We start from the raw sequence: 26,273 nt of genomic DNA, 5'->3' as shown, positions 1-26,273 counted from the left end.
CCGGTTCGACCGGCCGGTGGAGGGCGGCACTGGCCATGACGACGCGAATCGACCGGCGGTTCACTCCGGACATCGGTCAGTTCCGGCCATCTTCATATTCGCTCGTTTTCCTGATTTATCGATGTATCGGTGAACCGCTCCATGGCCGAGTCGACCACATCACCCCACGATCAATCAGGACAAATAAGCCGTAAGCGGCTCCTCGGATCCCGAGATTCACCCTCCGCGTCGGATGGTTCGATTACGTTCCCTTTCTCGCGTGACCCCGGCCACGGATCGCCCGTTGTCTTTCATGAGCCGGGAACCGCTCGGCTCACGCAACGAGTTCGAGGAGCCACCCGTGCCGCGCATGCTCGACGTCAGCGAGGACGTACGCGCCGAGATCGGCGACGCCGAAGCCGACCGGCTGCTCGTCGGCGACAACACCCCGGGCAGCTACGACTGCACCTCCTGCCGCACTCCCGGAGACTCCGAGCAGGAACGCACCAGCACGGTGCTCTTCGTCGGGGACGAGACCGCCGTCCTGGCCTTCGCCCACGCGAGCTGCATCCCCTCGCAGGTCGTCCAGGTCGCCGAGGAGCAGCTTCAGGGCGCCGTCCGCAGCATCACCCGCAGCGACGCGGAACACCCGGAGGGCCCGAGCACCGAACAGGCCGTCCTCGGGGTCACCAGCGGCCTCGTCCTGATCGACGACGAGCTCCATCCGGCCCTCGTCGTCGAGCCGACCGGCGCCATCGCCCGTCCGGGCACCGACGGCAGCCGGGGCGACGAGTTCCTGCAGCTGCTGCTGGAGCAGGGCTTCCAGCCGGCCCACCGGGTGGATCTGATGCCCTCGGTGCTGCACGGCTGGTCGGTCCTGCTCGCCATGGGCCGGCTGCACGCCGTGCTGCAGCCGGGCAGCGGCGGCACCCCCGTCGCCTGGTGGCAGGCACACGCGCCGCTCCAGGTCACCGAGGGCTGGCGAACGGCGGCCACCAAGTCGCAGACCGTGCTCCTCTTCGCCGCCCCGGCGGGAGCGATCGGCCAGCAGCCCCGCGAGGACCTGTTGCGCGACGCCCTGGACAAGGCCGCCGCCGCCGGGCTCCTGGTCGCCGCGGCGATGCCCCTGGCCGGGACCTGATCATGTCCCTCGGCTCCTCGCGTCTGCGGCGAACAGCTATTTCTCCGCCGGGCCCGCATCCGACGGACACCGGGGTCGTTGGCACATACGTGCACTCATACGACTCCTCCCACCAGCGACCGAGCCCGATCCCTGCCATGCGTCCCTCGCAGGAACCCTCGGGCGGTCAGTCCCACACTCCGATCTACGACGCGCTGTACTCGGAGTACCGCCGGTCGTTCCGGGCGTTGCCGGGCGATCGGAGCGGCGAGGAGAATCTCGGCTTCATGGCCTTCGGCACCGGGCTCTTCGGCAGCCGTCTCCCGCTGAGCGGCCACTCCGGCCACTCCGGTCTCTCCGGTCTCTCCACCGGCCTCTCCGCGCACGGCGCGACCACCGGACACGGCAGCGGCCCGAGCACACACACCGGCAGCCTCGGTTCCTGGCAGCGGGTGGGACGGCACTCCGGGCGCACCCAGCCCGCGGCTCTGCCGCCGGGATCGCGAGGGGCCTGACCGTATGGAGAGGGGCCTGACCGTATGAAAGAGCCCCGGACCGTTCCGGCTGCGGAACGGTCCGGGGCTCTTTCCTGGGCCCTTGCGTACTACTTGTTGCGGCCGCGCTTCTCGCGCACCCGCACAGAGATGTGGATCGGGGTGCCCTCGAAGCCGAACTCCTCGCGCAGGCGGCGCTCCACGAAGCGTCGGTAGCCGTGCTCCAGGAAGCCCGAGGCGAACAGCACGAAGCGCGGCGGCTTGGTGCCCGCCTGGGTGCCGAAGAGGATTCTGGGCTGCTTGCCGCCGCGGACGGGGTGCGGGTGCGAGGCGACGATCTCGCCGAGGAAGGCGTTCAGCCGACCGGTGGGGACGCGGGACTCCCAGCCGGCGAGGGCGGTCTCGATCGCCGGGACCAGCTTCTCCATGTGACGGCCGGTGACCGCGGAGACGTTGACCCGCGGGGCCCATGCGACCTGCGCGAGCTCCGTCTCGATCTCGCGCTCCAGGTAGTAGCGGCGCTCCTCGTCGAGGGTGTCCCACTTGTTGTACGCGATCACCAGGGCACGCCCGGCCTCCACGGCCATGGTGACGATGCGCTGGTCCTGGACGCTGATGGACTCGGCGGCATCGATCAGAACGACGGCGACCTCGGCCTTCTCCACGGCGGCGGCGGTACGCAGCGAGGCGTAGTAGTCCGCGCCCTCCTGGAGGTGGACGCGGCGGCGGATACCGGCCGTGTCGATGAACTTCCAGGTGATGCCGCCGAGCTCGATCAGCTCGTCGACCGGGTCACGGGTGGTGCCCGCGAGCTCGTTGACGACGACGCGGTCCTCGTTCGCCACCTTGTTCAGCAGCGAGGACTTGCCGACGTTCGGACGGCCGATCAGCGCGATCCGGCGGGGTCCGCCGATCACGGTGCCGAAGCGCTGTGCCGGGGCCTCCGGAAGCGCTTCGAGTACGGCGTCGAGCAGGTCGCCCGTGCCGCGCCCGTGCAGCGAGGAGACCGGGTGCGGCTCGCCGAGGCCCAGCGACCAGAGTGCGGTGGCGTCCGCCTCTCCGCTCTGGCCGTCGACCTTGTTGGCGCACAGCACGACGGGCTTGCCGGCCCGGCGCAGCAGCTTGACGACGGCCTCGTCGGTATCGGTGGCGCCGACGGTCGAGTCGACCACGAAGACGACCGCGTCGGCGGCCTCGATCGCGTACTCGGCCTGGGCGGCGACGGAGGCGTCGATGCCCAGTACGTCCTGCTCCCAGCCGCCGGTGTCGACGACCTTGAAGCGGCGGCCCGCCCACTCGGCCTCGTAGGTGACGCGGTCACGGGTGACGCCGGGCTTGTCCTCGACGACCGCCTCGCGGCGGCCGATGATCCGGTTCACCAGCGTCGACTTGCCGACATTGGGACGGCCGACGACGGCGAGCACGGGAAGCGGTCCGTGACCGGCCTCCCCGATCGCGCCCTCGACCTCTTCGGCGTCGAAGCCCTCCTCCGCGGCGAGCTCCATGAACTCCGCGTACTCGGCGTCGCCAAGCGCTCCGTGCTCGTGGTCCGAGCCGTCGGAGTGAATCTGGTCGTTCATGAAGTCCGTTCCTCTTTGCATCATCATCGATGGGCCACGACCACGCGGCCCACTACTCAAGTCTTACCTACACCCGGTGAAACGCCTGGCCTCGTCCAGGTGGGCGGTCAGCCGGGCCTGGATCCGCACCGTCGCCTCGTCCAGCGCCTTGCGTGTCCGCCGCCCGCCGCCGCCCTTGTCCGATCTGCGCGCCCCCTCTTGCGCGTCGAAGGCCTCGCCGAAGACGACGTCGACCCGGCTGCGCAACGGCGGCAGTGCCGATATCAACCGTCCGCGGCGCTCGGTGCTTCCCAGTACGGCCACGGGCACGATCGGCGCCCCGCTGCGAACCGCGAAGTACGCCAGCCCGGCACGCAGAGAGGCGAAGTCGCCCTCGCCCCTGGTGCCCTCGGGGAAGATCCCGAGCACCCCGCCGCTCCTCAGCACGCCGAGGGCGTCGGTGATGGCGGTGCGGTCGGCGGTCGTACGGTCCACCTTCAGCTGACCGATGCCGCGCAGGAACGGGTCGAGCGGGCCGACGAACGCCTCTTTCTTGATCAGGAAGTGGACGGGCCGGGGCGCGGTGCCCATCAGCATCGGACCGTCGATGTTGTGGGAGTGGTTCACCGCGAGTATGACGGGTCCGGAGGCGGGGACCCGCCACGCACCGAGGACGCGGGGCTTCCACAGCCCGTACATCAGTCCGATGCCGATCCCGCGCCCGACCGCCGCGCCGCGCGGCGTGGGCGAGCCCGTGGCTCGGGTCACTTCGCGGCCCGCTTCTCCTCGACAAGGGTGACGACACACTCGATGACCTGCTGAAGGGTCAGCTCGGTGGTGTCCACCTCGACGGCGTCGTCCGCCTTGGCCAGCGGGGAGGTCGTGCGGCCGGAGTCGGCCGCGTCCCGCTTGATCAGCGCCTCCCTGGTGGCGGCGAGATCGGAGCCCTTCACCTCCGAGCTGCGGCGGGCGGCACGCGCCTCCGGCGAAGCGGTGAGGAAGATCTTCAGGTCGGCGTCGGGCAGCACGGTGGTGCCGATGTCACGGCCCTCGACCACTATGCCCCGCTCGGCCGAGGCCGCGATGGTGCGCTGCAGCTCGGTGATCCGGGTGCGCACCTCGGGGACCGCGCTGACGGCGCTGACCTTGGAGGTGACCTCCTGGGTCCGGATCGGGCCCGAGGCGTCCTCGCCGTCGACGGTGATGGTCGGGGCGGCCGGGTCCGTACCCGAGACGATGACCGGCTTGGCGGCGGCGGTCGCCACCTCCATCGCGTCCTGCACGTCGATGCCGTTGTTCAGCATCCACCAGGTGATCGCCCGGTACTGGGCGCCGGTGTCCAGGTAGCTCAGGCCGAGCTGGGCGGCGACGGCCTTGGACGTGCTGGACTTGCCGGTGCCGGAGGGCCCGTCGATGGCGACGATCACTGCGGCCGGGGCCGTCCGGGCGGCGGCGCTTGCGGTTTCCACGGTGGTGGACACCTTCCTGGTACTCGGGGTGGGCGGGACGGGGACGCGCGAACCCGCCCCGCACAAGGTTACCGAGTGCCGGAGGGGTCCTCTGCACCCCTGTGGACAACCCCCTCGCGGGCCCGCCGCCCGGGGCCTACTGGCGCAGCGACCAGCCCCGCTCGCGCAGCGCCGCGCTCAGCCCGGCGACCGCGCTCGGCTCGACCATCAGCTGGACCAGGCCGGCCTGCTGCCCGGTGGCGTGCTCGATGCGGACGTCCTCGACGTTGACCCCGGCCCGTCCGGCATCGGCGAAGATCCCGGCCAGTTCACCCGGCCGGTCGCTGATGAGCACGGACACGATCTCGTACGAGGTGGGGGCCGTCCCGTGCTTGCCGGGCACCCGGACCCGTCCCGCGTTGCCGCGACGCAGGACGTCCTCGATGCCTTCGGTGCCTTCGCGGCGCCTGTCGTCGTCACCGGACTGCAGACCGCGCAGCGCCCGTACCGTCTCGTCCAGATCGGCGGCGACCCCGGCCAGTACGTCGGCGACCGGCCCGGGGTTGGCGGAGAGGATCTCCACCCACATCCGGGGGTCGGAAGCGGCGATCCGGGTGACGTCCCTGATGCCCTGGCCGCAGAGACGTACGGCGGTCTCGTCGGCCTCCTCCAGACGGGCGGCGACCATCGACGAGATCAGCTGCGGGGTGTGCGAGACCAGGGCGACGGCCCGGTCGTGCGCGTCGGCGTCCATGACGACGGGGACGGCGCGGCAGAGGGCCACCAGTTCCAGGGCGAGGTTCAGGACCTCGGTGTCGGTGTCCCGGGTCGGGGTGAGGACCCAGGGACGGCCCTCGAAGAGGTCCGCGGTGGCGGCGAGGGGACCGGATCGCTCCTTCCCGGCCATGGGGTGCGTACCGATGTACGGGGTGAGGTCGACGCCCTGTTCCTCCAGCTCACGGCGCGGGCCGCCCTTGACGCTGGCGACGTCGAGGTAGCCGCGGGCGACGCCGTCCCGCATGGCCGTGGCCAGGACCGGGGCCACATGGGCGGGCGGCACGGCGATGATCGCCAGGTCGACGGGGCCCTCGGGCGCCTGGTCCGTACCGGCGCCGAGCGCGGCCGCGGTGCGGGCCGACTCGGGGTCGTGGTCGACGAGGTGGACATGGATGCCGCGCCCGGCCAGGGCGAGGGCCGCGGAGGTGCCGACGAGGCCCGTTCCGATGACGAGGGCGGTTCTCACTGGGCGATGTCCTTGCGGAGGGCGGCGGTGGCTCCGAGGTACACGTGTGCGATCTCGGACTTGGGGAGGTACGTCTCGACGTGCGCGAGGATGCGCACCACCCGGGGCATCGCGCCCACGACGTCCAGCTCCTGGGCGCAGATGAGCGGTACGTCGACGATACCGATCCCGCGCGCCGCGGCGGCCGGGAAGTCGCTGTGCAGATCGGGGGTGGCCGTGAACCAGATGCTGATCAGATCGTCCGCGACGAGGCTGTTGCGCTCCAGGACGGCGGTGAGCAGGGCACTGACCCGCTCGCCCATGTGTCCGGCCTCGTCCCGTTCCAGCTGGACGGCTCCACGGACCGCTCGTACCGCCACGTCGTGCTCCTCGCTTCTTCGTGCGTGCCACGCCCGCTGTCCGTTTGCGTGATCTTTCCGCGTGATCAGCCTAGAGGGACGGAGCGGCGGGCGGCCGGGGTGCTCTGTCGGTGAGACGGGGCGCCGACGCGCGTGGTGGCCGGCCCCGGGGCTCCCGGTTCACGGCGGGCGCACGGCGCGGCCGGGGGGCTCCGCCGGGCGTCGCTGACCACCTGGTTCTCACCGGTGCCGATCCAGGAGTACGTCCGGTCGACGAGGCCGGACCCGGTGAGCATCCCGATCAGCCCCACGAGCGCATTGCCGCTGCCGCCCGAACCGCCCCGGCCGCCGCCCGGCACGCCCGGCAGCGCACCGAGGATGTTCCCGGCGCCACCGGAAGCGCCGAGGCGCCGCCCTGGCCACCGCCGCCCAGCAAACCGCCCAGCAGACTGCCGAGGTCGTTCTCCGCCATGAGTCCACCTCTCCAGACGTGGAGATTCATCGACCATGTCGATCGGAATCCTGGCCTCTGCCACTTGAGCACGGCCCCGCCACCGTCAACCGGAGCTCGTCCGACGGCTCCGGCGGACATCGGCCAGGAGCGCCGCCTCCGCGACGTCCGGATGCGCACTGCCCTTCAGTGCGGACAGCTCGTCCGGCCAGGGGTCCGCCCACCGGGTGTGCCCGCCCGCCCGGACCACCAGTTCCACCGCGGCCAGCCCCGCGACGGCCGATCCCCGCGCCCGCAGCGCGGCCACCACCGTGCCGATCGCCGCGAGCGGCAGTGCCTTCTGCGGCCCCCGCCAGTCGTACCGGATGGCGTCGAGGGAACCCGGCCGCTCCCCCGCGAGGGCCAGCCACCGATCCCACCGCTCGACCGTCCCTCCGACCGCTCCCCCGGCCGCCTCCGCCGGCGCCGACTCGTCCGCCTCGTCCGCCTCGTCCACCTCCGTCAGCGACGCGAGGGCCGCCGCGAGGGCCACCCCGGACGCGGTGCGGACGAGCCCCGCCCGCCGGAGCGCCTCGGTGACGGTGTCCAGGGCGGCGACCGGGCGCGGTGGGAAGTCCCGTTTCAGCGAGTCGAGGACGAACAGCGCGTCCCACCGCTCCTCCTCGTCCGCGGAACCGGCCTGGTTCACCACCGCGTCGAGTGCGCCCTTGAGCGCCGACCGCCCCTCCCCGGTGGTCGCCCATGCGCACAGCAGGCGCGCCGCCTCGCCACGGACCCCGCTCGGGCGGCCGCTGTCGGTCACCGCGGCGGCGACGGCGTCGCGGACCGGGGCGGTTCCCGCCGTACCGAGGAGCGCGTGGGCGGCGGCCGCCGCGGACACCGGCTCGCCCGTGGCCACCGTGTGTGCGAGGAACCCGGCCAGGGCGTCGGCGGCCGACGGCCGGTCGGGCCGCGCCGCCATCACCCGTTCACGCACCGCCGCATGATGCAGTTGCGCCGTGAACCGCTCCGCGACACCGGCGGCGTCCATACGGGTCGCGAGCACCCCGGCCATCGTGGCGTGGACGTCCCGGTGCTGTCCGGGTACGTCCCATCCGGCGAGCACGGCCGCGAACGCCGCAGGAGAGGACCGCTCGGCCAGCCCGCGCACCGCCGCCTTCCGGCTGCCGACGGACCCGGTGACGTCCCCGACGACCCGGCTGAGCAGCGCCACGGCCCCGTCGTCGGGCACCGTGCCGAGCAAGGCCCGCACACCGGTCATCGCGGCCCGCCCCCGCACCCCTCCCTGCCCGGCGTGTCCGAGCAGGAAGTCCAGGGTGTCGGTATGGGCCTGAACACCACCGCTGTCCGCGGCGCGCTCCCCGAGCGCGGTGAGTGCGGCCGCGGCGACGGGCTGCGGCGCCGTCCCCACCAGCGCGCGCAGACCGTCCGTCTCACCCCAGAGGGCGGCGGCGTCGGTCCGTTCCAGCAGGGGTGCCTCGTCGTCGGTGGCGACACCCGCCAACTGCGCGTCGAGTGCGGCGCGCTGACGCGGCAGCCAGCGGCCCAGGACGCTCCGGCGCATCCGTGGCACCCAGCGCGGTGGCAGTCCCGATCCCATGACGGTGTCGAGCAGGTCGGTACGGCGCCGGGCGAGGGTGCGCCAGACGACGGGCACGACGACCGACGTGGGCGCGGCGGCGAGGAGTTCGGCGCAGCGACGCTCCCGGGTGACCGGGTCCGCGAGCCACAGTTCGGCCGCCTGCCGGGCGTGCCTTCCGCCCGACAGGTCCCGTGCCGCCCGGCCGATCGCCTCGTCCAGGGCGGGGATGTACGGCAGATGACGCACGAACAGGGCCGCGAAGCGCACGAGTGTGCGCACCGGCATCGGGCCGCCGAGCTGCCATACACCGACGGCCGTGTCCCTGCCCAGCGGCAGCGGCCGGACGGTTCCGGGGCCGCGCGGGTCGGCGAGGACCTGGAGCAGCAGGCCGATGACCGCTTCGGCCCGGTGCAGGTCGCCGTTGCGGGCGGCGCTCACCGCCGTGCGCCGCAGCCATTCCTCGGCGGCCAGGAGCGACGCCCGGGTCGAGTCGCGGGACTGCACCGTGGTCATCGCGGCATCGCGCAGAGCCGCGTACGGTGCCGCGTCCAGCAATGCCTCCGGGACGGCGCCTGCCGCGGCCAGGGTCGCCCGGCGCACCTCCTCCTGGTCGTGCCAGGCCCGTTCGCAGGAGGTGAGGACACGCGCGTACTCCTCCGGATCCGCGTGTAGCGCGGCACAGACCAGGAGGGCGGGCCAGGCCGCTGCCCGGTCGTACGGGCGGTGCGCGGCGGCGAGTTCGCGCAGGCGCGGCTCGCCGTCGGGCAGCGGGAGCAGGGCCGAGATGAAGGTGCGCGGGCAGGTGCGGCGCCCGGCCCGTCCGGTCAGCCAGCGTGAGGCGATCTCCGCCCTGTCGGAGGGTGCGAGGGCGGCGACGCCGCCGAGTTCGCCCCGCCAGTCGGTGAGCCCGTCGCCCGATCGCGATTCGACCACGCGCCGCCGTTGCACCGGGGGCAGCAGGGCGAGCAGCGGCTCGGGGGCCTCGTACGCCCCGAAGGACGCCCGCCCCCTCGGGGATTCGACGCGCAGGACACTCGCGAGCAGGACGATGTCCTCCGGTGCGCAGGAGGCGAGGGCGCTCAGCGCCCGCCGCGGCAGGCGTCGCGGAGCCAGGGGCAGGCGCGCGGCGCCGGTGCGGCGCAGTGAGGCCAGTACGGCGGCGGGGTCGCGCAGCAGTGCGGCCATCGTCGTACCGGTGACCAGATGCGGGGCCCGGTCGAGCAGCAGCATCCCGGCCGACGGATCGCGGGTGCCGAGGCGGGTCACCAGGAATGTGCTGCGTGCCCGCAGACCCCTGGGTGCGGACCGTTCGACGCTCTTCGCGGGCAGACGGTCGGCGAGATGGGCGGCGAGTGCGGCCGGTGCGGTCCGGGCGAGGGCGTGCAGGACACCGGGCGGCACCTGGACCAGCCGTGGCAGCCACTGTTCGGCGGCGCAGGGCGTGCAGGCGGGAAGCAGCCGGGCCGCGTCCTCGTCGCCGTGCCGTGCGTGCACACGGGGCAGCAGCCGGTCGGCGAGCGCGGACCGGCCCGACAGCCGGAGGATCCGGTAGGTGTGATGGCGTACGTCCCTCAGGTCGCCCAACGCCAGTTCCGTCAGGACCTGTTCGTCGACCGGAAGCCTGATCGCGGCGGCCAGGGCGCGCGGTCTGAGCAGCGGATCCGTGAGTGCCCGGGCGACCACGTCGAGGTCGCGGCGGACGACGGCCAGGAACAGTGCCAGCCGGCGTTCCTCGGGGTTCCCGCGGTCGAGGGCCCGTTGCGCGGCGCGGTAGGCGGCGTCGTCCAGGGAGCGGGTGTGTTCGGCGATGGCCCGCATCCGGGCCGGGTACGGCAGGTGTGCATACCTGGTGTACAGAGCGGTTGCTTCTTCTCTGGGGTACGGAGGTGTCGTCATCGCGCTCACCGGAGGGGGGCGCGGCGTGCCTTTCCGATCATCGTCATGGCGGCGATCGTGGCACCGGAAAACGTCCGGGGCAACATCTTTTCGCTCACGTACCCTCGCGGGCATGATCACCCCCGACCACGTAGCGCTCGTACGCGACCACACGGTCTACTCCTGTGTGATGGGCTCACGCGCGTTCGGGCTCGCCACGGAGGACAGCGACACCGACCGGCGCGGCGTCTTCCTCGCGCCGACCCCGCTGTTCTGGCGGTTCGACAAACCACCGACGCATGTCGAGGGCCCGGCGCAGGAGCAGTTCTCCTGGGAGCTGGAGCGCTTCTGCGAGCTGGCCCTGCGGGCCAACCCCAATGTTCTGGAGTGCCTGCACTCGCCGCTGGTGGAACACATCGACGCCGTGGGCGGCGAACTCCTTTCCCTGCGGGCGGCGTTCCTGTCCCGGCTGGCCCATCAGACCTTCGTCCGGTACGCGCTGGGCCAACGCAGAAAGCTGGAGGCGGACCAACGGCAGTACGGGGAGCCGCGCTGGAAGCACGCCATGCATCTGCTGCGGCTGCTGACCAGTGGCCGGGATCTGCTGCGCACGGGCGAGCTCACGATCGAGGTGGGCCCGGCCCGGGAGGAACTGCTGGCGGTGAAGCGCGGCGAGGTGCCCTGGGCGGAGGTCGAACGCCGTATGACCCACCTGGCCGAGGAGAACGACGCGGCGGTCGCCTCCTCACCGCTGCCGCCCGAACCGGACCGGGCCCGGGTGGAGGACTTCCTGATCCGCACCCGCCGGGCGTCCGCGCTCCGGCCCGAGGAGAGCTGAACGACCCGACGGGGCCTCGGCAACCCTTCCTGCTGATCCGGTTCCGGTGCACGGCCCTCGGCGCTCCCCACGATCGGCACGCCGAGGGTGATTTCCGGTAAGTCTGCCCAACGACGGTACTGTGCACGGTGGTTTGCGCACCGGCGCGCACATAGTGACCGGCGGTGCGTATGAGTCGTTGATCACAGCCAGTGGTACGGGCGCCCTCCTTCGGCCGGATCGCGAGAACCGTGAACACTCCGGGACCGGGCATGCCGCTACGTGTGTCGACGAAGGACTGACCCAACTGCGGGCTCGGCCCGACGGCGGAGTCGCCGCGGGCGAAACCTATGATCTGCTTTTCATTTGTTCATGCATGAGAAGGAGGGGGCATGCGCCGTACGTTGAGCTTTCTGACCGCGCTGCTTGCCTTGATCGCGGGGGTATCGCTCGCATCGGCACCTGTGGCCTCGGCCACGGACGTCTCAGCGGATGCTGCGGATGTCGCGAAGTCTGCGGGGCAGAAGTGGGCACTGCGGTCGGTACTCACGGGCCGGTACGTGTCCGTGGAGTTGAACGACACGGATCAGTACGAGTGGCGGATGAAGGCCAGGAGCGAGAAGGTCGGTTCCTGGGAGAAGTTCACGCTCCACACCAACCACGCGGGCACGACGATGAGTCTGCGCTCGCTGGTCACCGGCTTCTTCGCGACCGCCGAGTACGAGGACGCGGGTGACCGCAACGGCATGCTTCGCGCCCGGGGCTACCGGCTGGGCAGCTGGCAGCAGTTCACTGCGCACTACTCGACCCCGCCCGCGTTTCTGAACTCCCCTGCCGGCTCGGTGGGCGTGTCCTTCGAGTCCGTCGACGAGTCGGGATACGCCGGCAGGTGGGTGGCCGTGACAGGGGACGGCACGCTGCGTGCCATGACACTGACCCCGGGCGAGGAAACACGATTCGTGCTGGAGCCGGTCGACGCTCCGGCCGAGGCGCCGTACGCGGGATCGGCTCCCGCGTCGAGTCTGAACGTGATGACCTGGAACGTCTGCGCCAACGCCAACAAGAACTGCGGCTGGAACCAGTCTCCCTACCAAGGAGAGGCCGGGTACCAGGAACTCAACGACGCGATTCGCGAACGCCTGGTCAGCTCGGTCATCGGCGGATATCCGGACGTCATCTTCTTCCAGGAGTTCTGTGAGAAGCACGCCAAGCGTGCCGAGGAGATGCTGGAGGCCCAGACGGGCAGAGGCTGGGACGTGAGGTTCGCGCCCATCCATAACCGCGTCGGCGGCAGCCCGCTCATCCAGAAGCAGTGCGCCATGGGCGGTGAGTCGAACGCCGACCGGGGCGCCTACGGCATCGCTCTGGCCGTCCCGGACGAGAACACCTGGTACAAGCGGTACGACCTCACGTCGCCCGCCGACAAGGAGCAGCGCACGGCCCTGTGCGCGTCCATTCCGTCCCGCGCGGTGATGGCATGCACCGCCCACTTCAGCGCCGGCAAGGGCTATGACGACAACGACGGCTCGTGGCGTGGCAAGCAGGCCGTGCAGCTGCGGGACCTCGCCGACACGTTCAAGGCGAAGGGCTACCGGCCCGTCTTCGGCGGCGACCTGAACCTGGTACCGCCCGTCCCGGACGCGACCGTCGACGAGGGCGGCCCGAGCACGGCGCTCATTCCGGTCTACGACGCCTACCAGGAGTGCAGCCAGCTGAACGGGCTTCTCTCCCCGCGCACCGGAAAGCCGACCGCCAACGCCGACGCCGACGGCAACCCCACGCGCAAGCTCGACTACATCTTCGCGCCGCACACGTTCTCCCGGTGCTCGGTCTCCGGCACTGCGGGCAAGTCCGACCACTGGACCCTGTACGGCGCTGTGCCTCTGCCGGCCGTCTGATCCCGTTCCGATGCGATGTGGGGGCTGGGCGCAGATCCGTCCAGCCCCCGGTGCGTCGATGGGCGGGCACCCGCCCGGCCAAAGCTCCGTGCGGGCCTGTCGAGCGGGGCGTCAGGCCGCGCCGGAGCCATTTGGACGTCGTTCCATTTGGTGGGTCGGCGGTGGCAGGTCCATCTCGACCCCGTCCCGGTCCCACATCCGCGAGCGCGTCTCCTTGGGGCGGCGCAGTCCGACGAGTGCTTCCGCGGGCAGGAGATGGACCCCCCGAAGGTCCACATCCGAGTCCCTGGACGGAAACCCGTACAGATGCGCCCCGGAGACCGTGGGGAACAGCAGCGGGTGGCTCTCCTCGGCGAGCACCGGGCCGAAGTCCGTGACCGGCAGCCCGGCCTCCTGGAGGCGCGTCGCTTTGCTGTGCATGGGTCAAGCGTCCCAGAGCGCCCCCAACGCCAGCAGATCGCTCCGGTACTCGATCCGTTCCGACCACTCCTTGGGCCAGGCCCCCGCTCCCAGGTGCGCCCCGGCGAGCGCGCCGGTCAGGCAGCCGAGGGAGTCCGAGTCGCCCCGGGTGCAGGCGGCCCGGCGCAGCGCGGTGACGGGCTCGTCGGGGAAGAGCAGGAAGCAGTGCAGGGCCGTGGCCAGGGCCTCCTCGGCGATCCACCCGTCGCCGGTCGCCTCGCAGGGGTCGGTCTCCGGGGACGGGTCGCGCAGCGCGTCCTGGACACGGGCCAGGGCGGCAAGGCATTCGTCCCAGCCCCGCTGGATGTACAGCTCCGGCGAGGAGTCGCCCGCGTACCGCCAGAGATCGCCGAGCCAGCGCGTGAGGTAGCGGCTGCTGTTCTCGTACGCGTAACTGCGCAGTTGCCCGATCAGGCCCCTCGGCTCCGCCCCCTGCGCCAGCAGGTACACCGCTCGGGCCATCAGATCGGACGCGGCGAGCGCCGTCGGGTGCCCATGGGTGAGGGCCGCCTGCAACTGCGCGGCGCCGGAGCGCTGTTCGTCGCTCAGACCCGGCACGAGTCCGACCGGCGCGACCCGCATGTTGGCGCCGCAGCCCTTGGACCCGGTCTGACTGGCCTCCTGCCAGAGCCGGTCACTGTCGAGCAGGCGGCAGGCGGTCATGCAGGTGCGGCCGGGGGCACGGTTGTTGTCGGGCGAGTGGTACCAGTCGACGAACTCCTCACGGACCGGGCGGGCCAGCCGCAGCGGGGTGAGCAGCCCTCGGTCCATGGCGGTCCGGATGCCCCTCCCCAGGGCCAGTGTCATCTGGGTGTCGTCGGTGACGATCGCCGGTTTCGGCAGCCGCATCCGGCGCCACGGCCCGCACTTGGCGAGGATCGACGGCACGTTGTTGAACTCGGTCGGGAAGCCCAGTGCATCGCCGAGCGCGAGCCCGGTCAGTGCGCCGGTGGCGGCCTGTTTGGTGATGGTCCTGGTCACGATCACGAGGTTCTTCCTTCCGGTCTCAGGAGTGGAGGGTGCAGTGCGGTGGCGGCGCCCGCCCGGTAGAGAGCGGCCGGCTTCCCCCGTCCGCCGGTGCGGCGCGGCGGACCCTCCACGGCCTGGACGAAGCCGGGCGTGGTGAGGACCTTGCGCCGGAAGTTGGGCCGGTCCAGCTCGACTCCCCAGACCGTCTCGTACACCTGCTGGAGCTCTCCCAGGGTGAATTCGGGCGGGCAGAAGGCGGTGGCCAGGCAGCTGTATTCGAGTCTGGCGCCGATGCGGTCGTGTGCGTCGGCGAGGATGTGGTCGTGGTCGAAGGCGAGCGGGCCGACGGTTCGGGCGTCCCACCACTGGGCGCTGGCGGCGTCTCCGCCGCCACGGGGTTCGGGCAGGTCGGGTACGAGCGCGGCGTAGGCGACCGAGACGACCCGCATCCTCGGGTCGCGGTCCGGCGCGCTGTAGGTGCGCAACTGTTCCAGGTGGAGGGCGCAGACGGTGCCCTCGGTGAGGCCGGTCTCCTCGGCGAGCTCCCGGCGGGCGGCGTCCTCGGCGGACTCGCGCGGCTGGACGAAGCCGCCGGGCAGTGCCCAGTGGCCCTTGTAGGGGTCCTCGCCCCGTTCGACGAGCAGGACGTGCAGCCGGGTGTCGCGGACCGTGAAGACGGCGAGGTCGACGGTGACCGCGAAGGGTTCGAAGGCGTACGGGTCGTAGCCTGCGGGGGCACCGGCGTTCATCGGTGCTCCGGGAGGGGGGCGGCGAAGTTCCAGCCGGCGGCGAGCAGGGCGTCGACGGCGGCGACGGCGGTGGCCAGGCGTTCCTCACGGGTTCCGGTGAGGACGATGAACTCTCTTCCGGTACGGGTGAGTTCGGCCCGGAACCGGTCGGTCATCCAGGGCCGCAGCTCCTCGCCGTCGCGCAGCCCGTCGTCCTCGAAGGCGACCCCCTCGTGGTCGGTGAGCAGCCACAGATGGTGGGCGACCCGGTCGGCGGTCTCCTCGACGAGCGGGTTGCGTCCGCCGACGTACCGCTCGTGCCAGACGGTGGTGGCGAAGGAGTCCGTGTCGCAGAAGAGCACCGGCGACCCGGTGCGCGCGGCCGCCTCCTCCTCGGCGTTCTGCTTCTCGGCGATCAGCGGGAAGTCGTCGGTGCCGAAGGTGACGTCCTCCCACTGGGCCCCGGGCCACCGGGCGCGCAGCGCGGCCAGCTTCTGTTCGCTGAACTCCCGTCCGTACTCGTCGACGCATCGGGTCCGCGCCCAGACACCGCCACGCCGCCGGTAGTGGTCGGCGAGGGCGCGGGCCGTCGTCGTGGTACCGGTGGATTCCGCGCCGAGGACGACGATCCGGCGGGTGAGCGCGGCCCGTACGGGCGGTTCGAGGAAGTCCCAGCAGCCGACCGGGTCCTTGCGGACGGCGGTGCCGGAGACCGGGAAGACCGTACGGTCGGGGTCGACGCAGACGGACTCGGCACCGAATCTGCGGGCCAGTTCGTCCCCGTACGACTCCGAGGTGAAGACGGCGTCCACCGGTTCGGGCACGGCCTCGGTGAAGACGGCCATGTGCGCGTCCCAGATCGCCGGGTCGTGGAGGTCCATGTGGACGTCGTCGACGGCGCCCACGACCCGTGCGTCCGGGTGCACCTCCCGCATCCAGGCCACGCGGTCGGCGAGCGGTATGGATTCGACGGAGGCGGCACACACCAGGACGGTCAGCCGCTCGCAGCGGTCCTGCGCGGTGCGGACGAGGTGGTGGTGGCCGGCGTGCGGCGGGTAGAACTTGCCGAGGACGAGCCCGTGCGCGAAGCGCTTCGCGCCGCTGCCCCGTGGAGACCGACCACTCACAGCGACCCCCCACGCCCCCGGCCCACGCCGACCTCGTACCCGGGTGCCGCCACCTCCACGGGCCGCCGCCCGGCGAGATCTCGCCGCCAGTTGCTCAGGCCGATCAGGCACAGCGTCAGGAAGCCGACGTACAGCAGGGAGGTCAGATAGAGCTCCTTGTACGCGTACAGCGGGATGTACACCACATCGGCGGCGATCCAGAGCCACCACGACTCGACGAGCTTCCTGCACTGCCCGTACGTCGCCGTCAGGGACAACGCGGTCGTCAGGGCGTCCCAGAAGGGCACGGTCGAGTCGGTGGCGCGGTCCAGCAGGAGGGTGAGGGCGAGGGTCCCCACCACCCCTGCCGCGAGCAGCCAGGTCCATTCGGTGCGTGAGGTGCGCCGCACCGGCAGGTCCGGCGTCCCTGGTCCACCCCCGTGGGTCCAGGTCCACCAGCCGTACGCGGCAAGGGCGATGAAGACGATCTGGAGTCCGGCGTCGGCGTACAGGCCGGACTGGGCGAACAGCAGGATGAAGAAGAGGTTGTTGGCGATGCCGATCGGCCAGTTGGCGAGGTGCTGGCGGGCCACGAGCCACACGCACAGCGCCCCGCTGCCGAAGCCGAGCACCTCGGTCCAGCTGACCGGGGTGTCGAGGACCGTCACCAGGGGCTGTTGCAGGGGATCGAGGACATCCGCGAGACTCACTCCCGCCTCCTTAATAGTCAGTCTGACTATAAAGGCGGAACGGTCGCAGCAAAAGGCCCGCGGCCGATTCCTGTTCGAAAATCGAAAGCAGGAACCGGCCGCGGGCCGTGGAGCGGACGGAGCCGGGGCGGAGCGTCCGGACGGTCTTACGGCTCGGTGCACGACAGAGAGTGCACCGGGCCGTTACAGGCCGACCTCGCGCATCAGCATGCCGACCTCGGTGTTGGTGAGGCGGCGCAGCCAGCCGGACTTCTGGTCGCCCAGCGGGATCGGCCCGAAGGACGTCCGTACGAGCCGCTCGACCGGGAAGCCGGCCTCGGCCAGCATCCGGCGGACGATGTGCTTGCGGCCCTCGTGGAGGGTCACCTCGACCAGGTAGTTCTTGCCGGTGTTCTCGACGACCCGGAAGTGGTCGGCGCGGGCGTAGCCGTCCTCCAGCTGGATGCCGTCCTTGAGCCGCTTGCCCAGGTCGCGCGGGAGCGGTCCCTGGATGGCGGCCAGGTAGGTCTTCTTCACCCCGTACTTGGGGTGGGTCAGGCGGTGGGCCAGCTCGCCGTGGTTGGTGAGCATGATGATGCCCTCGGTCTCGGTGTCCAGCCGGCCGACGTGGAAGAGTCGCGTCTCACGGTTGGTGACGTAGTCGCCGAGGCACTGACGGCCGTCCGGGTCCTCCATGGAGGAGACGACACCGGCGGGCTTGTTCAGCGCGAAGAAGAGGTACGACTGCGCGGCGACGGTCAGACCGTCGACCTTGATCTCGTCCTTGTGCACATCGACGCGCATGCCCTGCTCGACGACGATCTCGCCGTTGACCTCGACGCGGGCCTGCTCGATCAGTTCCTCGCACGCGCGGCGCGAGCCCATGCCGGCCCTGGCGAGGACCTTCTGCAGCCGCTCGCCCTCCTGCTCGGCGCCCGGGAAGGTCTTGGGCGTCCTGATGTCGGGCTTGTTCGCGTACCTGTCCCGGTTGCGCTGCTCGATCTTGGCGTCGAGCTCACGCGGACGGGACGGGGCGCCCTGGCGACGCGCGCCGCCGCTCCGGCCGCCACCGGCCTGTGCGGGCTTCGGACCGCCCTTGGCACCGCCGCGGGCCGCGGCACCACGGCCCTTGCGGGGACCGTCGCCGCTCTTCTCGCCGGTGGCGCCCACGTCGTAGCGGCGCTCCTCGGGCCGGGGCCGACGAGGACGCTGCTCCTGCTTGCCGTCGCGCTCGGCGCCGGCACCCCGGGGATTCCGGTTGCCGCCGCTCCTGCCGCTGCCGCTGCCGCTGTTCCTGCCACTGCTTCGCATCAAAATTCCGTCTTGTCGTCTGCGTGAGTTTCCGGGGTGTCCGGTGCGTCCGGATCGAACGACGGCACACCCTCTTGCGTCTCGGCCTCGATCGCGTCCGCCTCGGGAAGGAAGGGCGCGAGCTCCGGGAGCTCATCCAGGCCACGCAGGCCCATCCGCTCCAGAAAGTAGTTCGTCGTCCTGTACAGGATCGCACCTGTTTCGGGTTCCGCGCCCGCTTCCTCGACGAGGCCCCGCTGCAGCAGGGTCCGCATGACCCCGTCACAGTTCACGCCGCGGACCGCGGAGACCCTCGACCGGCTGACCGGCTGACGGTACGCGACCACCGCGAGGGTCTCCAGCGCCGCCTGCGTGAGACGCGCCTGCTGGCCGTCCAGGACGAAGCCCTCGACGGCCGCCGCGTACTCCGGGCGCGTGTAGAAGCGCCAGCCGCCCGCGACCAGCCGCAGGTCGAACCCGCGGCGCTGCACGGTGTACTCGTCGGCCAGCTCGCGCAGCGCGTCGGCGACGGCCCTGCGGGGCCGTTCCAGCACCTTGGCGAGGTGTTCCTCCGTGGCGGGCTCGTCGACGACCATGAGGACGGCCTCCAGCGCGGGCTTGAGATCGAGATCCGCGACGGTGGAACCCGTGGTGTCCTGCTGACTCATGCCTTCCCATCCTCCCGGACGTCCTGCGCCCCGGTCACCTCGGTGTCGAACTCGTCCGTCACGACGGGCCCGGCCCCCTCTCCCCCGGCCCAGCGCACCAGGAGCTCGCCGAGCGCCTCGTCCTGGTCCAGCGCCACGGCCCTCTCCCGGTACAGCTCCAGCAGCGCGAGGAACCGGGCGACGACGGTGAGGGTGTCCGGCGCGTCCTCGGTGAGCACCCGGAAGCTGATCTCCCCGGCCCCGCGCAGCCGGGCCACCACGATCTCGGCCTGCTCACGCACGCTGACCAGCGGCGCGTGGATGTGGTCGACGTACACCTGCGGCTCGGGCTTCGGCTGCATCGCCCGCACGGCCAGTTCGGCGAACTTCTCCGCTCCGATCCTGATGACGACCTCGGGCAGCAGCTCGGCGTGGTGCGGCTCCAGGCCCACGGTCCGCGGGAAGCGCCGCCCCTCCGACTCCAGCCGGTCGCTGAAGATCTCCGCGATGCGTTTGTACGCACGGTACTGGAGCAGCCGGGCGAAGAGCAGGTCGCGCGCTTCGAGCAGTGCCAGATCCGCCTCGTCCTCCACCTCCGCCGCGGGCAGCAGACGAGCGGCCTTCAGGTCGAGCAGGGTGGCGGCGACGACGAGGAACTCGGTGGTCTGATCCAGGTCCCAGTCCGGTCCCATGGCCCGGATGTGGGCCATGAACTCGTCGGTGACCTTGGACAGCGCGACTTCGGTCACATCCAGCTTGTGCTTGGAGATGAGCTGCAGCAGCAGATCGAACGGCCCCTCGAAGTTCGCCAGCCGAACGGTGAACCGCCCGTCGTCGGCCGGCTCGGGGGACGGGCCCGGTGGTGCCGTCGCGACGGGCTCGGCAGGCGGTACGGGGTCCCGGGACGCGTCGGTCCCGGCCGCCGCCGCATCCGCCGGTGACGGGGCCGGGGACGCCTCATCGGTGCCGGGAAGCGGCACCACGGCGGATTCGCCGTCGCCGCCCCCGGACACCGCGGGTGCCGGAGCAGGCCGACCGCCCGGACCCCGGCCCAAGGGGCGGCGAGGGGTGCGGGCGGGCTCGTCGTTCGTCGGCATGAGGGTCCAGGGGCAAGCGGGATACGGGCGGCGGGCGAAGGCCCGCACGGAAGGGGGCCGGGCCGCTCGGCCGACGGCGGCACCCCGGGCAGGCTACCGGCGCCCCGCCCGTCAGCGGCCGCGCAGCCGCCGTACGAGGATGCTCGCGTCGCCCCGCGACTCCAGGTCCGCGAGAACCACCGCGACGGCCTCGCGGACGATCCGTCCGCGGTCGACCGCGAGCCCGTGCTCCCCGCGCAGCACGAGACGCGCGTGTTCGAGGTCCATCAGTTCCTCGGCGGAGACATAGACGGTGATCTTCTCGTCGTGGCGCTCACGGCCGCTGGGCCGCCGGTTCGCCCCGCGCCCGCCGCCACGCCTGCGCTGCTGCTGGACGGCGGGGGCGGGAACCGCCTCCTGCGCGGACGACGGCGCGGGCGACGGCGCGGACGGCGGGGACTGCTGAGGCCTGCGCCCCGACTGTCCCGCCACCGCGACCCGGTCGCCGCCGCGGCTGCGCGATTCCCCCGCGTCGGTGTCCGCCGCGGAGTGCTCCTCCCGCGCGGCGGCGGCGGTTCCGGTCTCCGTCGTGCCCGCAGCCGGCCCGTCGGCCCCGGTGTCGCTCTCACCGGCCGGGCCGGGCACCCGGGCCTCGCCGTTCGCCTTGCGTCGCCGGTCCGCGGGGGACGAGGCCTGCAGACCCATCCCCCCGGTGGTACGGAACAGTTCGTCGGCCCCGGGCAGACTCACTCGGCGTGACACCGGGCGAGCACCTCCCTGGCGAGCTGGCGATAGGCGGCGGCACCGACCGAGTTGGAGGCGTACGTGGTGATGGGCTCACCCGCGACCGTGGTCTCCGGGAAACGCACGGTGCGCCCGATGACCGTGTGGTACACGTGGTCGTCGAAGGCCTCGACGACGCGCGCGAGGACCTCGCGGCTGTGCACCGTACGGGAGTCGTACATGGTGGCGAGGATGCCGTCGAGCTCCAGATCCGGGTTGAGCCGCTCCTGGACCTTCTCGATGGTCTCGGTGAGCAGGGCCACGCCGCGCAGCGCGAAGAACTCGCATTCGAGCGGCACTATGACCTTGTGGGCCGCCGTCAGGGCGTTCACGGTGAGCAGGCCCAGCGACGGCTGACAGTCGATCACGATGTAGTCGTAGTCGGCCATCAGCGGCTTCAGGGCGCGCTGCAGCGTGGATTCCCGGGCGACCTCGCTCACCAGCTGCACCTCCGCAGCCGACAGGTCGATGTTGCTGGGCAGCAGGTCCATGTTCGGGACCGCGGTCTTCAGCAGGACCTCGTCGGCCGACATGCCCCGCTCCATGAGCAGGTTGTAGACCGTGAGGTCGAGCTCCATCGGGTTGACGCCGAGCCCGACCGACAGGGCTCCCTGCGGGTCGAAGTCGACGAGCAGGACGCGACGTCCGTACTCCGCGAGTGCGGCACCCAGGTTGATGGTCGACGTGGTCTTGCCGACGCCGCCCTTCTGGTTGCACATCGCGATGATCTTCGCGGGACCGTGGTCGGTCAGCGGACCCGGGATCGGGAAATAGGGCAGGGGCCGACCGGTCGGGCCGATCCGCTCGCGGCGCTGTCGGGCAGCGTCGGGCGCGAGGGTGGCCGCGTACTCCGGATCGGGCTCGTACTCGGCGTCGGGGTCGTAGAAGTGCCCCTGGGGCACCTCGTCGAAGTCGGCGAAGTGGGCGGTGTCTCGGCCACTCTCGTTGCCGGCCATGGCGTTCACGTGTAGGCCGTCCATCATCTGGGGGGCTGTCGTCATGTGCTGGTGGGTGGCGAAGGTGCGAACAGCGACGGAGCCGACAGCCTCCAGCCCGTTCGGGCTCTGGCCCCGTGCAGGCATCCCTGGTTGAACACCCCCGGGAGTAAATGTCGACTCATTCACAAGTCGTCTTACCTCCTTGGATGTGACCAGGAAACTTATCGATAGGTCAGCGTGGCACCATGCCGACGATTGGCGACTCTATGGCGTGTCACCGCTCCGCAGCAACACAATCCGCCGGACCCGGCCCGATGTGTCGGCAATCGAACACCTCCCTGTCAAGGGCACGCAGCCACCGGCGCACACTTTCAACAGGTGCACGAATCGGTTGAAGGGTTACGTTCGAGACGAGTTGCGCGGGGACCCCGCGGGGCCCGACATGAGTCCGGCCGGACCTTGCTCGGCAAGGTCCGGCCGGACTCATGGGGTTGACGGAAGATGTTGACCCGTCAGCCGAGGAGCGAGCTCAGCTCGACGTGCGGCAGACCGTGCGCCTCGGCCACCTCGCGGTAAACGACCTGTCCGTCATGGGTGTTGAGACCCTTGGCCAGTGCGGCGTCACGGCGCAGCGCCTCGACCCAGCCACGGTTGGCGAGCTCCACGATGTACGGCAGCGTGGCGTTGGTGAGGGCGTACGTGGAGGTGTTCGGCACCGCGCCGGGCATGTTCGCGACACAGTAGAAGACCGAGTTGTGAACCATGAAGGTCGGCTCGGCGTGGGTCGTCGGGTGGGAGTCCTCGAAGCAGCCACCCTGATCGATCGCAATGTCGACAAGTACACTTCCGGGCTTCATCTTGGCGACGAGCTCGTTGGTGACGAGCTTCGGGGCCTTCGCGCCCGGGATGAGCACGGCACCGACGACGAGGTCGGCCTCGACGACGGCCTTCTCCAGCTCGAAGGCGTTGGAGACGACCGTCTGCACCTTGGTGCCGAAGATCTTGTCGGCCTCGCGCAGCTTGTTGATGTCCTTGTCGAGCAGCGTGACGTGGAAGCCGAGGCCGACGGCGATCTGCGTGGCGTTCCAGCCCGAGACACCGCCGCCGATGACGACGGCCTTGCCGGCCGCCGTGCCGGGAACCCCGCCCGGCAGCACGCCGCGGCCACCGGCCGAGCGCATCAGGTGGTATGCGCCGACCTGCGGGGCCAGCCGGCCCGCGACCTCGGACATCGGGGCGAGCAGCGGCAGCGCGCGGTTCGCGGCCTCGACCGTCTCGTACGCGATGGCCGTGGTGCCCGACTCCAGCAGCGCGTCCGTGCACTCGCGGGAGGCGGCGAGGTGCAGGTAGGTGAAGAGCGTCTGGTCCTTGCGGAGGCGGTGGTACTCCTCGGCGACCGGCTCCTTGACCTTGAGCAGCAGGTCGGCGGCGGCCCAGACCTCGTCGGCGGTGGCGAGTATCTGCGCTCCGGCGGCGATGTACTCCTCGTCCGTGATGGAGGAGCCGGCCCCGGCGTTCTCCTCGACGACGACCTGATGGCCGTGACGGACGAGCTCGTTCACACCGGCAGGCGTGATCGCCACGCGGAACTCGTTGTTCTTGACTTCGCGGGGGATGCCGACCTTCACGTCGATCACGGTCCTTGGCTCAGAGGGTTACCCGGACACAGCTACACATACCCGGATAGACACTGCGTAAATGGAGATACCGCGAGCACACGCGGTACAGCCAGTTTAATGAAGGACTTCTCGCTGTCTAGCCTTACAAAGCATTATTTTTCAGTGACCGCACTACGGATTTCGCAGGTTGCACCCTTCTCGCCCAGCAATCTGTCGGCCAGACCCCTGTGCAGCCGGGCCGCGGCCGGGTCGCCGAGCCGTTCGAGGGTGTCGGCCAGCCGCAGCTCCAGCGCCGCCTGAAGCCTTACGTCCCCGGCCCGCCTGGCCCACTGAACGGCCTCCTGGCAGGTGTGCAGCGATTCGCGAGGGCGGCCCGCGTACTCCTGTACCCGGGCGGCCTCGCTCAGCGCCCGCGCCTGGGCCGGGACATCGCCGAGCCTGCGGTACCCGGCGGCGGCGGCGCGCCAGTTCCGCAGCGCCTCGCCGTACCGCCCCGCATAGGTGTGGACGGCGCCGAGCCGCCCGTACAACCGCGCCTCGTCGGCCCGCTCGCCCTGGGTGAGCCGCTGCGCCAGCGCCCGGCCGTACCAGTCGGAGGCCCGCTGGAAGTCCCCCAGCTCGGCGTAGGCGCCGCCTACGGATTCCATCGCGCGGCCGGTGGCGTACGGGTCCTTCGCGGCCCGTCCGGCGTCCAGCGCGGCGCGGTAGCGGGCCAGCGCCTCCCGCGTACGGCCGGTCCTGGCATCGAGGTCGGCGAGGTTGAGCAGTGCGGCGGCCCGCTCGCGCGGCAGATCACGCCGTTCGGCGACGGCCAGGACCAGACCGTGCAGTCCGTACAGCTCGGGCGCGGCGGCCTCGGTGCCCTGGTGCACGGCCAGCGCCCGCACCAGAGCCGCCACCAACCTCCTTGCCAGGGTGTCGAGTTCACCGTCCTCGACGGCGATCCTGGCCGAGGCCAGCAGCGCGGGCCGGCGCATCCGCAGCCATTCGGCGGCCGCCTCGGGGCCGGGGAAGCGCAGCGAGCGCGGCAGCCCGGCGAGCTTGCGGCGGGCCGGGGAACCCTCGGGGTCGGTGACCGCCCGGCAGGACTGCAACAGCCGTACCGTCCGCTCCAGCATCCGGGCCCTGGCCAGCTGGATCTCCGTCGGCCGGTCCCTGGCCTCCAGGAGCGCCCCCAGCAACGGGGCGAGGCAGCCGGGCACCTCGTACTCCGGCTCGTCCGCCCCGTCGCTGCGCAGCAGTCCCAGGGCCACGAAGTCGTCGAGGGTCGTCCGGGCGGCCGAGACGGAGCAGCCGGCCAGCGCGGAGGCGGTGTGCGCGTCAGCGAGCCCGGCGGGAGCGAGTGCGAGCAGGCGCAGTATCCGGGCGGCGGTCGCCGGCAGGGAGTCGTGGACCAGCCGGAAGGCGCGGGCCAGCGGGCGGGCACCGTTGGACTGCTCCGGGTCGTCCGGCAGTTCCCGCAGCTGTTTGGTGACATCCGCGACCGAGGCCATGGGACGGGCGGCGAGCCAGCCTCCGACCATCACCAGGGCCGCCGGCAGTCCACCGCACTCCTCGGCCAGGGTCTCGGCGGTCCGCGGGTCGACGGTGATCCTGACCTGGCCGATGAGCCGGGCGAGCAGCCGGACCGCTGAGCCCGCGTCCAGACCGCCGAGGGTGCAGGGGCGGACGCCCGGGATGCCGGTCAGCGGGCCCTCGGAGGTGGCGACGACCAGGCAGTCGGGGTCGTCCGGCAGCAGCGGGTCGACCTGTTCCGCGTCCACGGCGTCGTCGAGGAGCAGCAGGGTGCGGCGCCCGGCGAGCGCCTCGCGGAGCAGCTCGGAGAGTTCGTCCCCGTCCGCGCCGGGCGGCCCCGTCACACCCAGCCGGTCGAGCAGCTCCCGCGCGGTGCGCTCGGTGGGAACCGGCGCGCCGCCGGGATCGGTGAGCCGAGCCCTGAGCAGTCCGTCCGCGTAGTCGTCGGTGGAGAGCAGCCGGCGGGTGAGTTCACCGGCGAGCGCGGTGCGTCCGGAACCGGGACGGCCGGCGATCAGCAGGACCCGGGCGCGGGCGGCCTTGCGGCCGGCCAGGGTGTCCAGTCCGGCCCGCTCGATGTCGGCCCGTAGTGCCTTCAACTCGCGTTCGCGGCCGAAGAATTGGGGTGGGGCGACGCCGGACGGCTCCTCGGTTCCCGCTGCCTCGACCGGGCCGCTGGTGTCCACCGCCTGATCCGTCACGAGCCACGCTCCACTTCGCTGCACGCATCGCCCGCCGGGACTCCGGTCTGGGCATTCCGAGCGTAGTTCAGGCGTATGGACGAATTCCGTGGAGCATGGCGCAGAGGTCCCCCGATCGGATCAGCATCTTTTCCGATCGGAAGATGTCGGTGATGTCGGTGAACCGTTCAGCGGCCCGCCGCGCCGCCCGGTCAGGGTGCCGATCGGACCACCGGGCCCCGGACGACACCTTCCCGTCGAACGGCCGGACCCCGAGCGGTCCTTGCCATCGTCAGACCTCGAACGGACGGGCCGGCCAGGGCGCCTCGGCCGGACGCAGGGAATCGATCCCGTCACCGGCGCGCACCGCCGCGAGCGAGAGGACACCCACCACGAGGCAGTTGTTGTGCAGATCCCCGGCGAGCACCCCTCGCACCAGCTCCTGGAGCGGCACCCGGGCCAGCTCCATGTCGGCCTCCTCCTCGGAGACCTCGTAGCGCTCCCCGTCGGCCTCGGAGAGATTCCGGGCCAGGAAGATCCGTACGGCTTCGTCGCAGCCGCCCGGCGTGGTGTAGACGTCCGTCAGCACCCGCCAGTCCTCGGCCTTGGCGTACGCCTCCTCGTAGAGCTCGCGCTGCGCCGCGTGCAGCGGGTTCTCGCCGGGGATGTCGAGCAGTCCGGCCGGGATCTCCCAGAGTTTGTGGCGCACCGGGTGACGGTACTGCCGCAGCACGAGGACCCGGTCCTCCTCGTCGATCGCGAGCACGGCGACCGAACCCGGGTGGACCTGGTAGTCGCGGCGTACGACCGTGCCGTCGGGCATCACCACTTCATCGGTGCGGACGCTGGTCTTGTTGCCGGTGAAGGGCGTCTTGGTCGCGGTGACCTGCCACTCCTCGGGCGTGTCCTGGAAACCCATCTACGTCCTCCCACGAAGAACAGAAACCGGGGCACGCATCCACAGTGGATC

General features: G+C 71.5%; 23 protein-coding genes and 1 pseudogene. 4 read left to right on the top strand and 20 right to left on the bottom strand.

Features of this window, described 5'->3' with window-relative positions:
- Positions 1-340: 340 nt before the first annotated feature.
- Both ACIOHC_RS14195 and ACIOHC_RS14190 read left to right on the top strand, forming a co-directional pair.
- The gene (locus ACIOHC_RS14195; RefSeq protein ID WP_351074901.1) at positions 341-1,120 is read left to right on the top strand and encodes a hypothetical protein; all 780 of its coding nucleotides are present in this window, start codon (positions 341-343) and stop codon (positions 1,118-1,120) included.
- A gap of 137 nt (positions 1,121-1,257) precedes the next feature.
- Positions 1,258-1,614, top strand: coding sequence for a hypothetical protein (locus ACIOHC_RS14190; protein ID WP_351074769.1), 357 nt, complete (start codon positions 1,258-1,260; stop codon positions 1,612-1,614).
- Between the two features lie 89 nt (positions 1,615-1,703).
- On the opposite strand, the gene der is transcribed toward ACIOHC_RS14190, so the two are convergent.
- From der to ACIOHC_RS14155, 7 genes are all read right to left on the bottom strand, one after another.
- Positions 1,704-3,173 carry a ribosome biogenesis GTPase Der gene (gene der, locus ACIOHC_RS14185; RefSeq protein ID WP_351074767.1) on the bottom strand — a complete coding sequence of 490 codons (1,470 nt, stop codon included), beginning with the start codon at positions 3,171-3,173 and terminating at the stop codon, positions 1,704-1,706.
- Positions 3,174-3,236: 63 nt separating this feature from the next.
- The gene (locus ACIOHC_RS14180; protein WP_401842869.1) at positions 3,237-3,920 is read right to left on the bottom strand and encodes a lysophospholipid acyltransferase family protein; all 684 of its coding nucleotides are present in this window, start codon (positions 3,918-3,920) and stop codon (positions 3,237-3,239) included.
- Positions 3,917-4,633 carry a (d)CMP kinase gene (gene cmk, locus ACIOHC_RS14175; RefSeq protein ID WP_351074764.1) on the bottom strand — a complete coding sequence of 239 codons (717 nt, stop codon included), beginning with the start codon at positions 4,631-4,633 and terminating at the stop codon, positions 3,917-3,919. Before cmk ends, ACIOHC_RS14180 begins: the two co-directional genes overlap by 4 nt.
- 124 nt (positions 4,634-4,757) lie before the next feature.
- Entirely contained in the window at positions 4,758-5,843 is a 1,086-nt protein-coding gene (locus ACIOHC_RS14170) for a prephenate dehydrogenase (RefSeq protein ID WP_351074762.1), read from the bottom strand.
- Positions 5,840-6,202, bottom strand: coding sequence for a chorismate mutase (aroH, locus tag ACIOHC_RS14165; protein WP_351074760.1), 363 nt, complete (start codon positions 6,200-6,202; stop codon positions 5,840-5,842). Before aroH ends, ACIOHC_RS14170 begins: the two co-directional genes overlap by 4 nt.
- Positions 6,203-6,267: 65 nt before the next feature.
- Entirely contained in the window at positions 6,268-6,540 is a 273-nt protein-coding gene (locus tag ACIOHC_RS14160; protein ID WP_401842867.1) for a hypothetical protein, read from the bottom strand.
- A 198-nt stretch (positions 6,541-6,738) separates the two neighbouring features.
- Positions 6,739-10,110 (bottom strand): hypothetical protein, encoded by a 3,372-nt coding sequence (locus ACIOHC_RS14155; protein ID WP_401842865.1) that lies wholly within the window; start codon positions 10,108-10,110, stop codon positions 6,739-6,741.
- 112 nt (positions 10,111-10,222) lie between these two features.
- Between ACIOHC_RS14155 and ACIOHC_RS14150 the strand changes: the two genes are divergently transcribed.
- Together ACIOHC_RS14150 and ACIOHC_RS14145 are read left to right on the top strand one after the other, a co-directional pair.
- Positions 10,223-10,927, top strand: coding sequence for a DNA polymerase beta superfamily protein (locus ACIOHC_RS14150; protein ID WP_351074755.1), 705 nt, complete (start codon positions 10,223-10,225; stop codon positions 10,925-10,927).
- A 371-nt stretch (positions 10,928-11,298) separates the two neighbouring features.
- Complete coding sequence (locus tag ACIOHC_RS14145) at positions 11,299-12,804, top strand: endonuclease/exonuclease/phosphatase family protein (protein WP_351074753.1); 1,506 nt, start codon at positions 11,299-11,301, stop codon at positions 12,802-12,804.
- A gap of 138 nt (positions 12,805-12,942) precedes the next feature.
- On the opposite strand, the pseudogene ACIOHC_RS14140 reads toward ACIOHC_RS14145, so the two are convergent.
- The 13 genes and pseudogenes from ACIOHC_RS14140 to ACIOHC_RS14080 all read right to left on the bottom strand — a co-directional run.
- Positions 12,943-13,224: pseudogene (locus tag ACIOHC_RS14140) on the bottom strand (DNA polymerase beta superfamily protein); the annotation flags it as partial.
- A 3-nt stretch (positions 13,225-13,227) separates the two neighbouring features.
- Positions 13,228-14,250 (bottom strand): ADP-ribosylglycohydrolase family protein, encoded by a 1,023-nt coding sequence (locus tag ACIOHC_RS14135; protein ID WP_351074751.1) that lies wholly within the window; start codon positions 14,248-14,250, stop codon positions 13,228-13,230.
- Complete coding sequence (locus tag ACIOHC_RS14130; protein WP_351074749.1) at positions 14,247-14,981, bottom strand: NUDIX domain-containing protein; 735 nt, start codon at positions 14,979-14,981, stop codon at positions 14,247-14,249. The genes ACIOHC_RS14135 and ACIOHC_RS14130 overlap by 4 nt, the downstream gene beginning before the upstream one ends.
- Positions 14,978-16,087, bottom strand: coding sequence for an AAA family ATPase (locus tag ACIOHC_RS14125; protein ID WP_351074747.1), 1,110 nt, complete (start codon positions 16,085-16,087; stop codon positions 14,978-14,980). The genes ACIOHC_RS14130 and ACIOHC_RS14125 overlap by 4 nt, the downstream gene beginning before the upstream one ends.
- Positions 16,084-16,776 carry a nicotinamide riboside transporter PnuC gene (pnuC, locus tag ACIOHC_RS14120; RefSeq protein WP_351074745.1) on the bottom strand — a complete coding sequence of 231 codons (693 nt, stop codon included), beginning with the start codon at positions 16,774-16,776 and terminating at the stop codon, positions 16,084-16,086. Before pnuC ends, ACIOHC_RS14125 begins: the two co-directional genes overlap by 4 nt.
- Before the next feature lie 183 nt (positions 16,777-16,959).
- Positions 16,960-18,066, bottom strand: a complete 1,107-nt coding sequence (locus ACIOHC_RS14115; RefSeq protein WP_401842862.1) for a pseudouridine synthase — start codon at positions 18,064-18,066, stop codon at positions 16,960-16,962.
- Positions 18,066-18,713, bottom strand: coding sequence for an SMC-Scp complex subunit ScpB (scpB, locus tag ACIOHC_RS14110; RefSeq protein ID WP_351074742.1), 648 nt, complete (start codon positions 18,711-18,713; stop codon positions 18,066-18,068). Before scpB ends, ACIOHC_RS14115 begins: the two co-directional genes overlap by 1 nt.
- Positions 18,710-19,789: a segregation/condensation protein A gene (locus ACIOHC_RS14105; RefSeq protein WP_351074740.1), complete on the bottom strand. Its 1,080-nt coding sequence runs from the start codon at positions 19,787-19,789 to the stop codon at positions 18,710-18,712. Before ACIOHC_RS14105 ends, scpB begins: the two co-directional genes overlap by 4 nt.
- A 111-nt stretch (positions 19,790-19,900) precedes the next feature.
- Positions 19,901-20,518, bottom strand: coding sequence for a hypothetical protein (locus ACIOHC_RS14100; protein WP_351074899.1), 618 nt, complete (start codon positions 20,516-20,518; stop codon positions 19,901-19,903).
- On the bottom strand, positions 20,515-21,633 hold the full coding sequence (locus ACIOHC_RS14095; protein WP_351074738.1) for a ParA family protein: 1,119 nt from the start codon (positions 21,631-21,633) through the stop codon (positions 20,515-20,517). Before ACIOHC_RS14095 ends, ACIOHC_RS14100 begins: the two co-directional genes overlap by 4 nt.
- Positions 21,634-22,001: 368 nt before the next feature.
- On the bottom strand, positions 22,002-23,117 hold the full coding sequence (gene ald / locus ACIOHC_RS14090) for an alanine dehydrogenase (RefSeq protein ID WP_351085810.1): 1,116 nt from the start codon (positions 23,115-23,117) through the stop codon (positions 22,002-22,004).
- A gap of 143 nt (positions 23,118-23,260) precedes the next feature.
- Positions 23,261-25,324 carry a tetratricopeptide repeat protein gene (locus ACIOHC_RS14085; protein WP_351085808.1) on the bottom strand — a complete coding sequence of 688 codons (2,064 nt, stop codon included), beginning with the start codon at positions 25,322-25,324 and terminating at the stop codon, positions 23,261-23,263.
- A 271-nt stretch (positions 25,325-25,595) separates the two neighbouring features.
- Positions 25,596-26,222, bottom strand: a complete 627-nt coding sequence (locus ACIOHC_RS14080; RefSeq protein WP_351085806.1) for an NUDIX hydrolase — start codon at positions 26,220-26,222, stop codon at positions 25,596-25,598.
- Positions 26,223-26,273 lie beyond the last annotated feature (51 nt).

The sequence above is a fragment of the Streptomyces sp. NPDC088252 genome (assembly GCF_044740965.1).
Taxonomy (GTDB): Bacteria; Actinomycetota; Actinomycetes; order Streptomycetales; family Streptomycetaceae; genus Streptomyces.
The sequence above is the reverse complement of the archived record's forward strand: the minus strand, read 5'-3'. Positions and strand labels throughout refer to the sequence as shown.

Excerpts from the sequence above, each read along its gene's own strand:
- ACIOHC_RS14190 (WP_351074769.1), top strand. The coding sequence starts at position 1,258 with ATGCGTCCCTCGCAGGAACCCTCGGGCGGTCAGTCCCACACTCCGATC.
- der (WP_351074767.1), bottom strand. The coding sequence starts at position 3,173 with ATGAACGACCAGATTCACTCCGACGGCTCGGACCACGAGCACGGAGCG.
- ACIOHC_RS14155 (WP_401842865.1), bottom strand. The coding sequence starts at position 10,110 with ATGACGACACCTCCGTACCCCAGAGAAGAAGCAACCGCTCTGTACACC.
- ACIOHC_RS14150 (WP_351074755.1), top strand. The coding sequence starts at position 10,223 with ATGATCACCCCCGACCACGTAGCGCTCGTACGCGACCACACGGTCTAC.
- ACIOHC_RS14145 (WP_351074753.1), top strand. The coding sequence starts at position 11,299 with ATGCGCCGTACGTTGAGCTTTCTGACCGCGCTGCTTGCCTTGATCGCG.
- ACIOHC_RS14130 (WP_351074749.1), bottom strand. The coding sequence starts at position 14,981 with ATGAACGCCGGTGCCCCCGCAGGCTACGACCCGTACGCCTTCGAACCC.
- ACIOHC_RS14115 (WP_401842862.1), bottom strand. The coding sequence starts at position 18,066 with ATGCGAAGCAGTGGCAGGAACAGCGGCAGCGGCAGCGGCAGGAGCGGC.
- scpB (WP_351074742.1), bottom strand. The coding sequence starts at position 18,713 with ATGAGTCAGCAGGACACCACGGGTTCCACCGTCGCGGATCTCGATCTC.
- ACIOHC_RS14105 (WP_351074740.1), bottom strand. The coding sequence starts at position 19,789 with ATGCCGACGAACGACGAGCCCGCCCGCACCCCTCGCCGCCCCTTGGGC.
- ACIOHC_RS14095 (WP_351074738.1), bottom strand. The coding sequence starts at position 21,633 with ATGCCTGCACGGGGCCAGAGCCCGAACGGGCTGGAGGCTGTCGGCTCC.
- ACIOHC_RS14080 (WP_351085806.1), bottom strand. The coding sequence starts at position 26,222 with ATGGGTTTCCAGGACACGCCCGAGGAGTGGCAGGTCACCGCGACCAAG.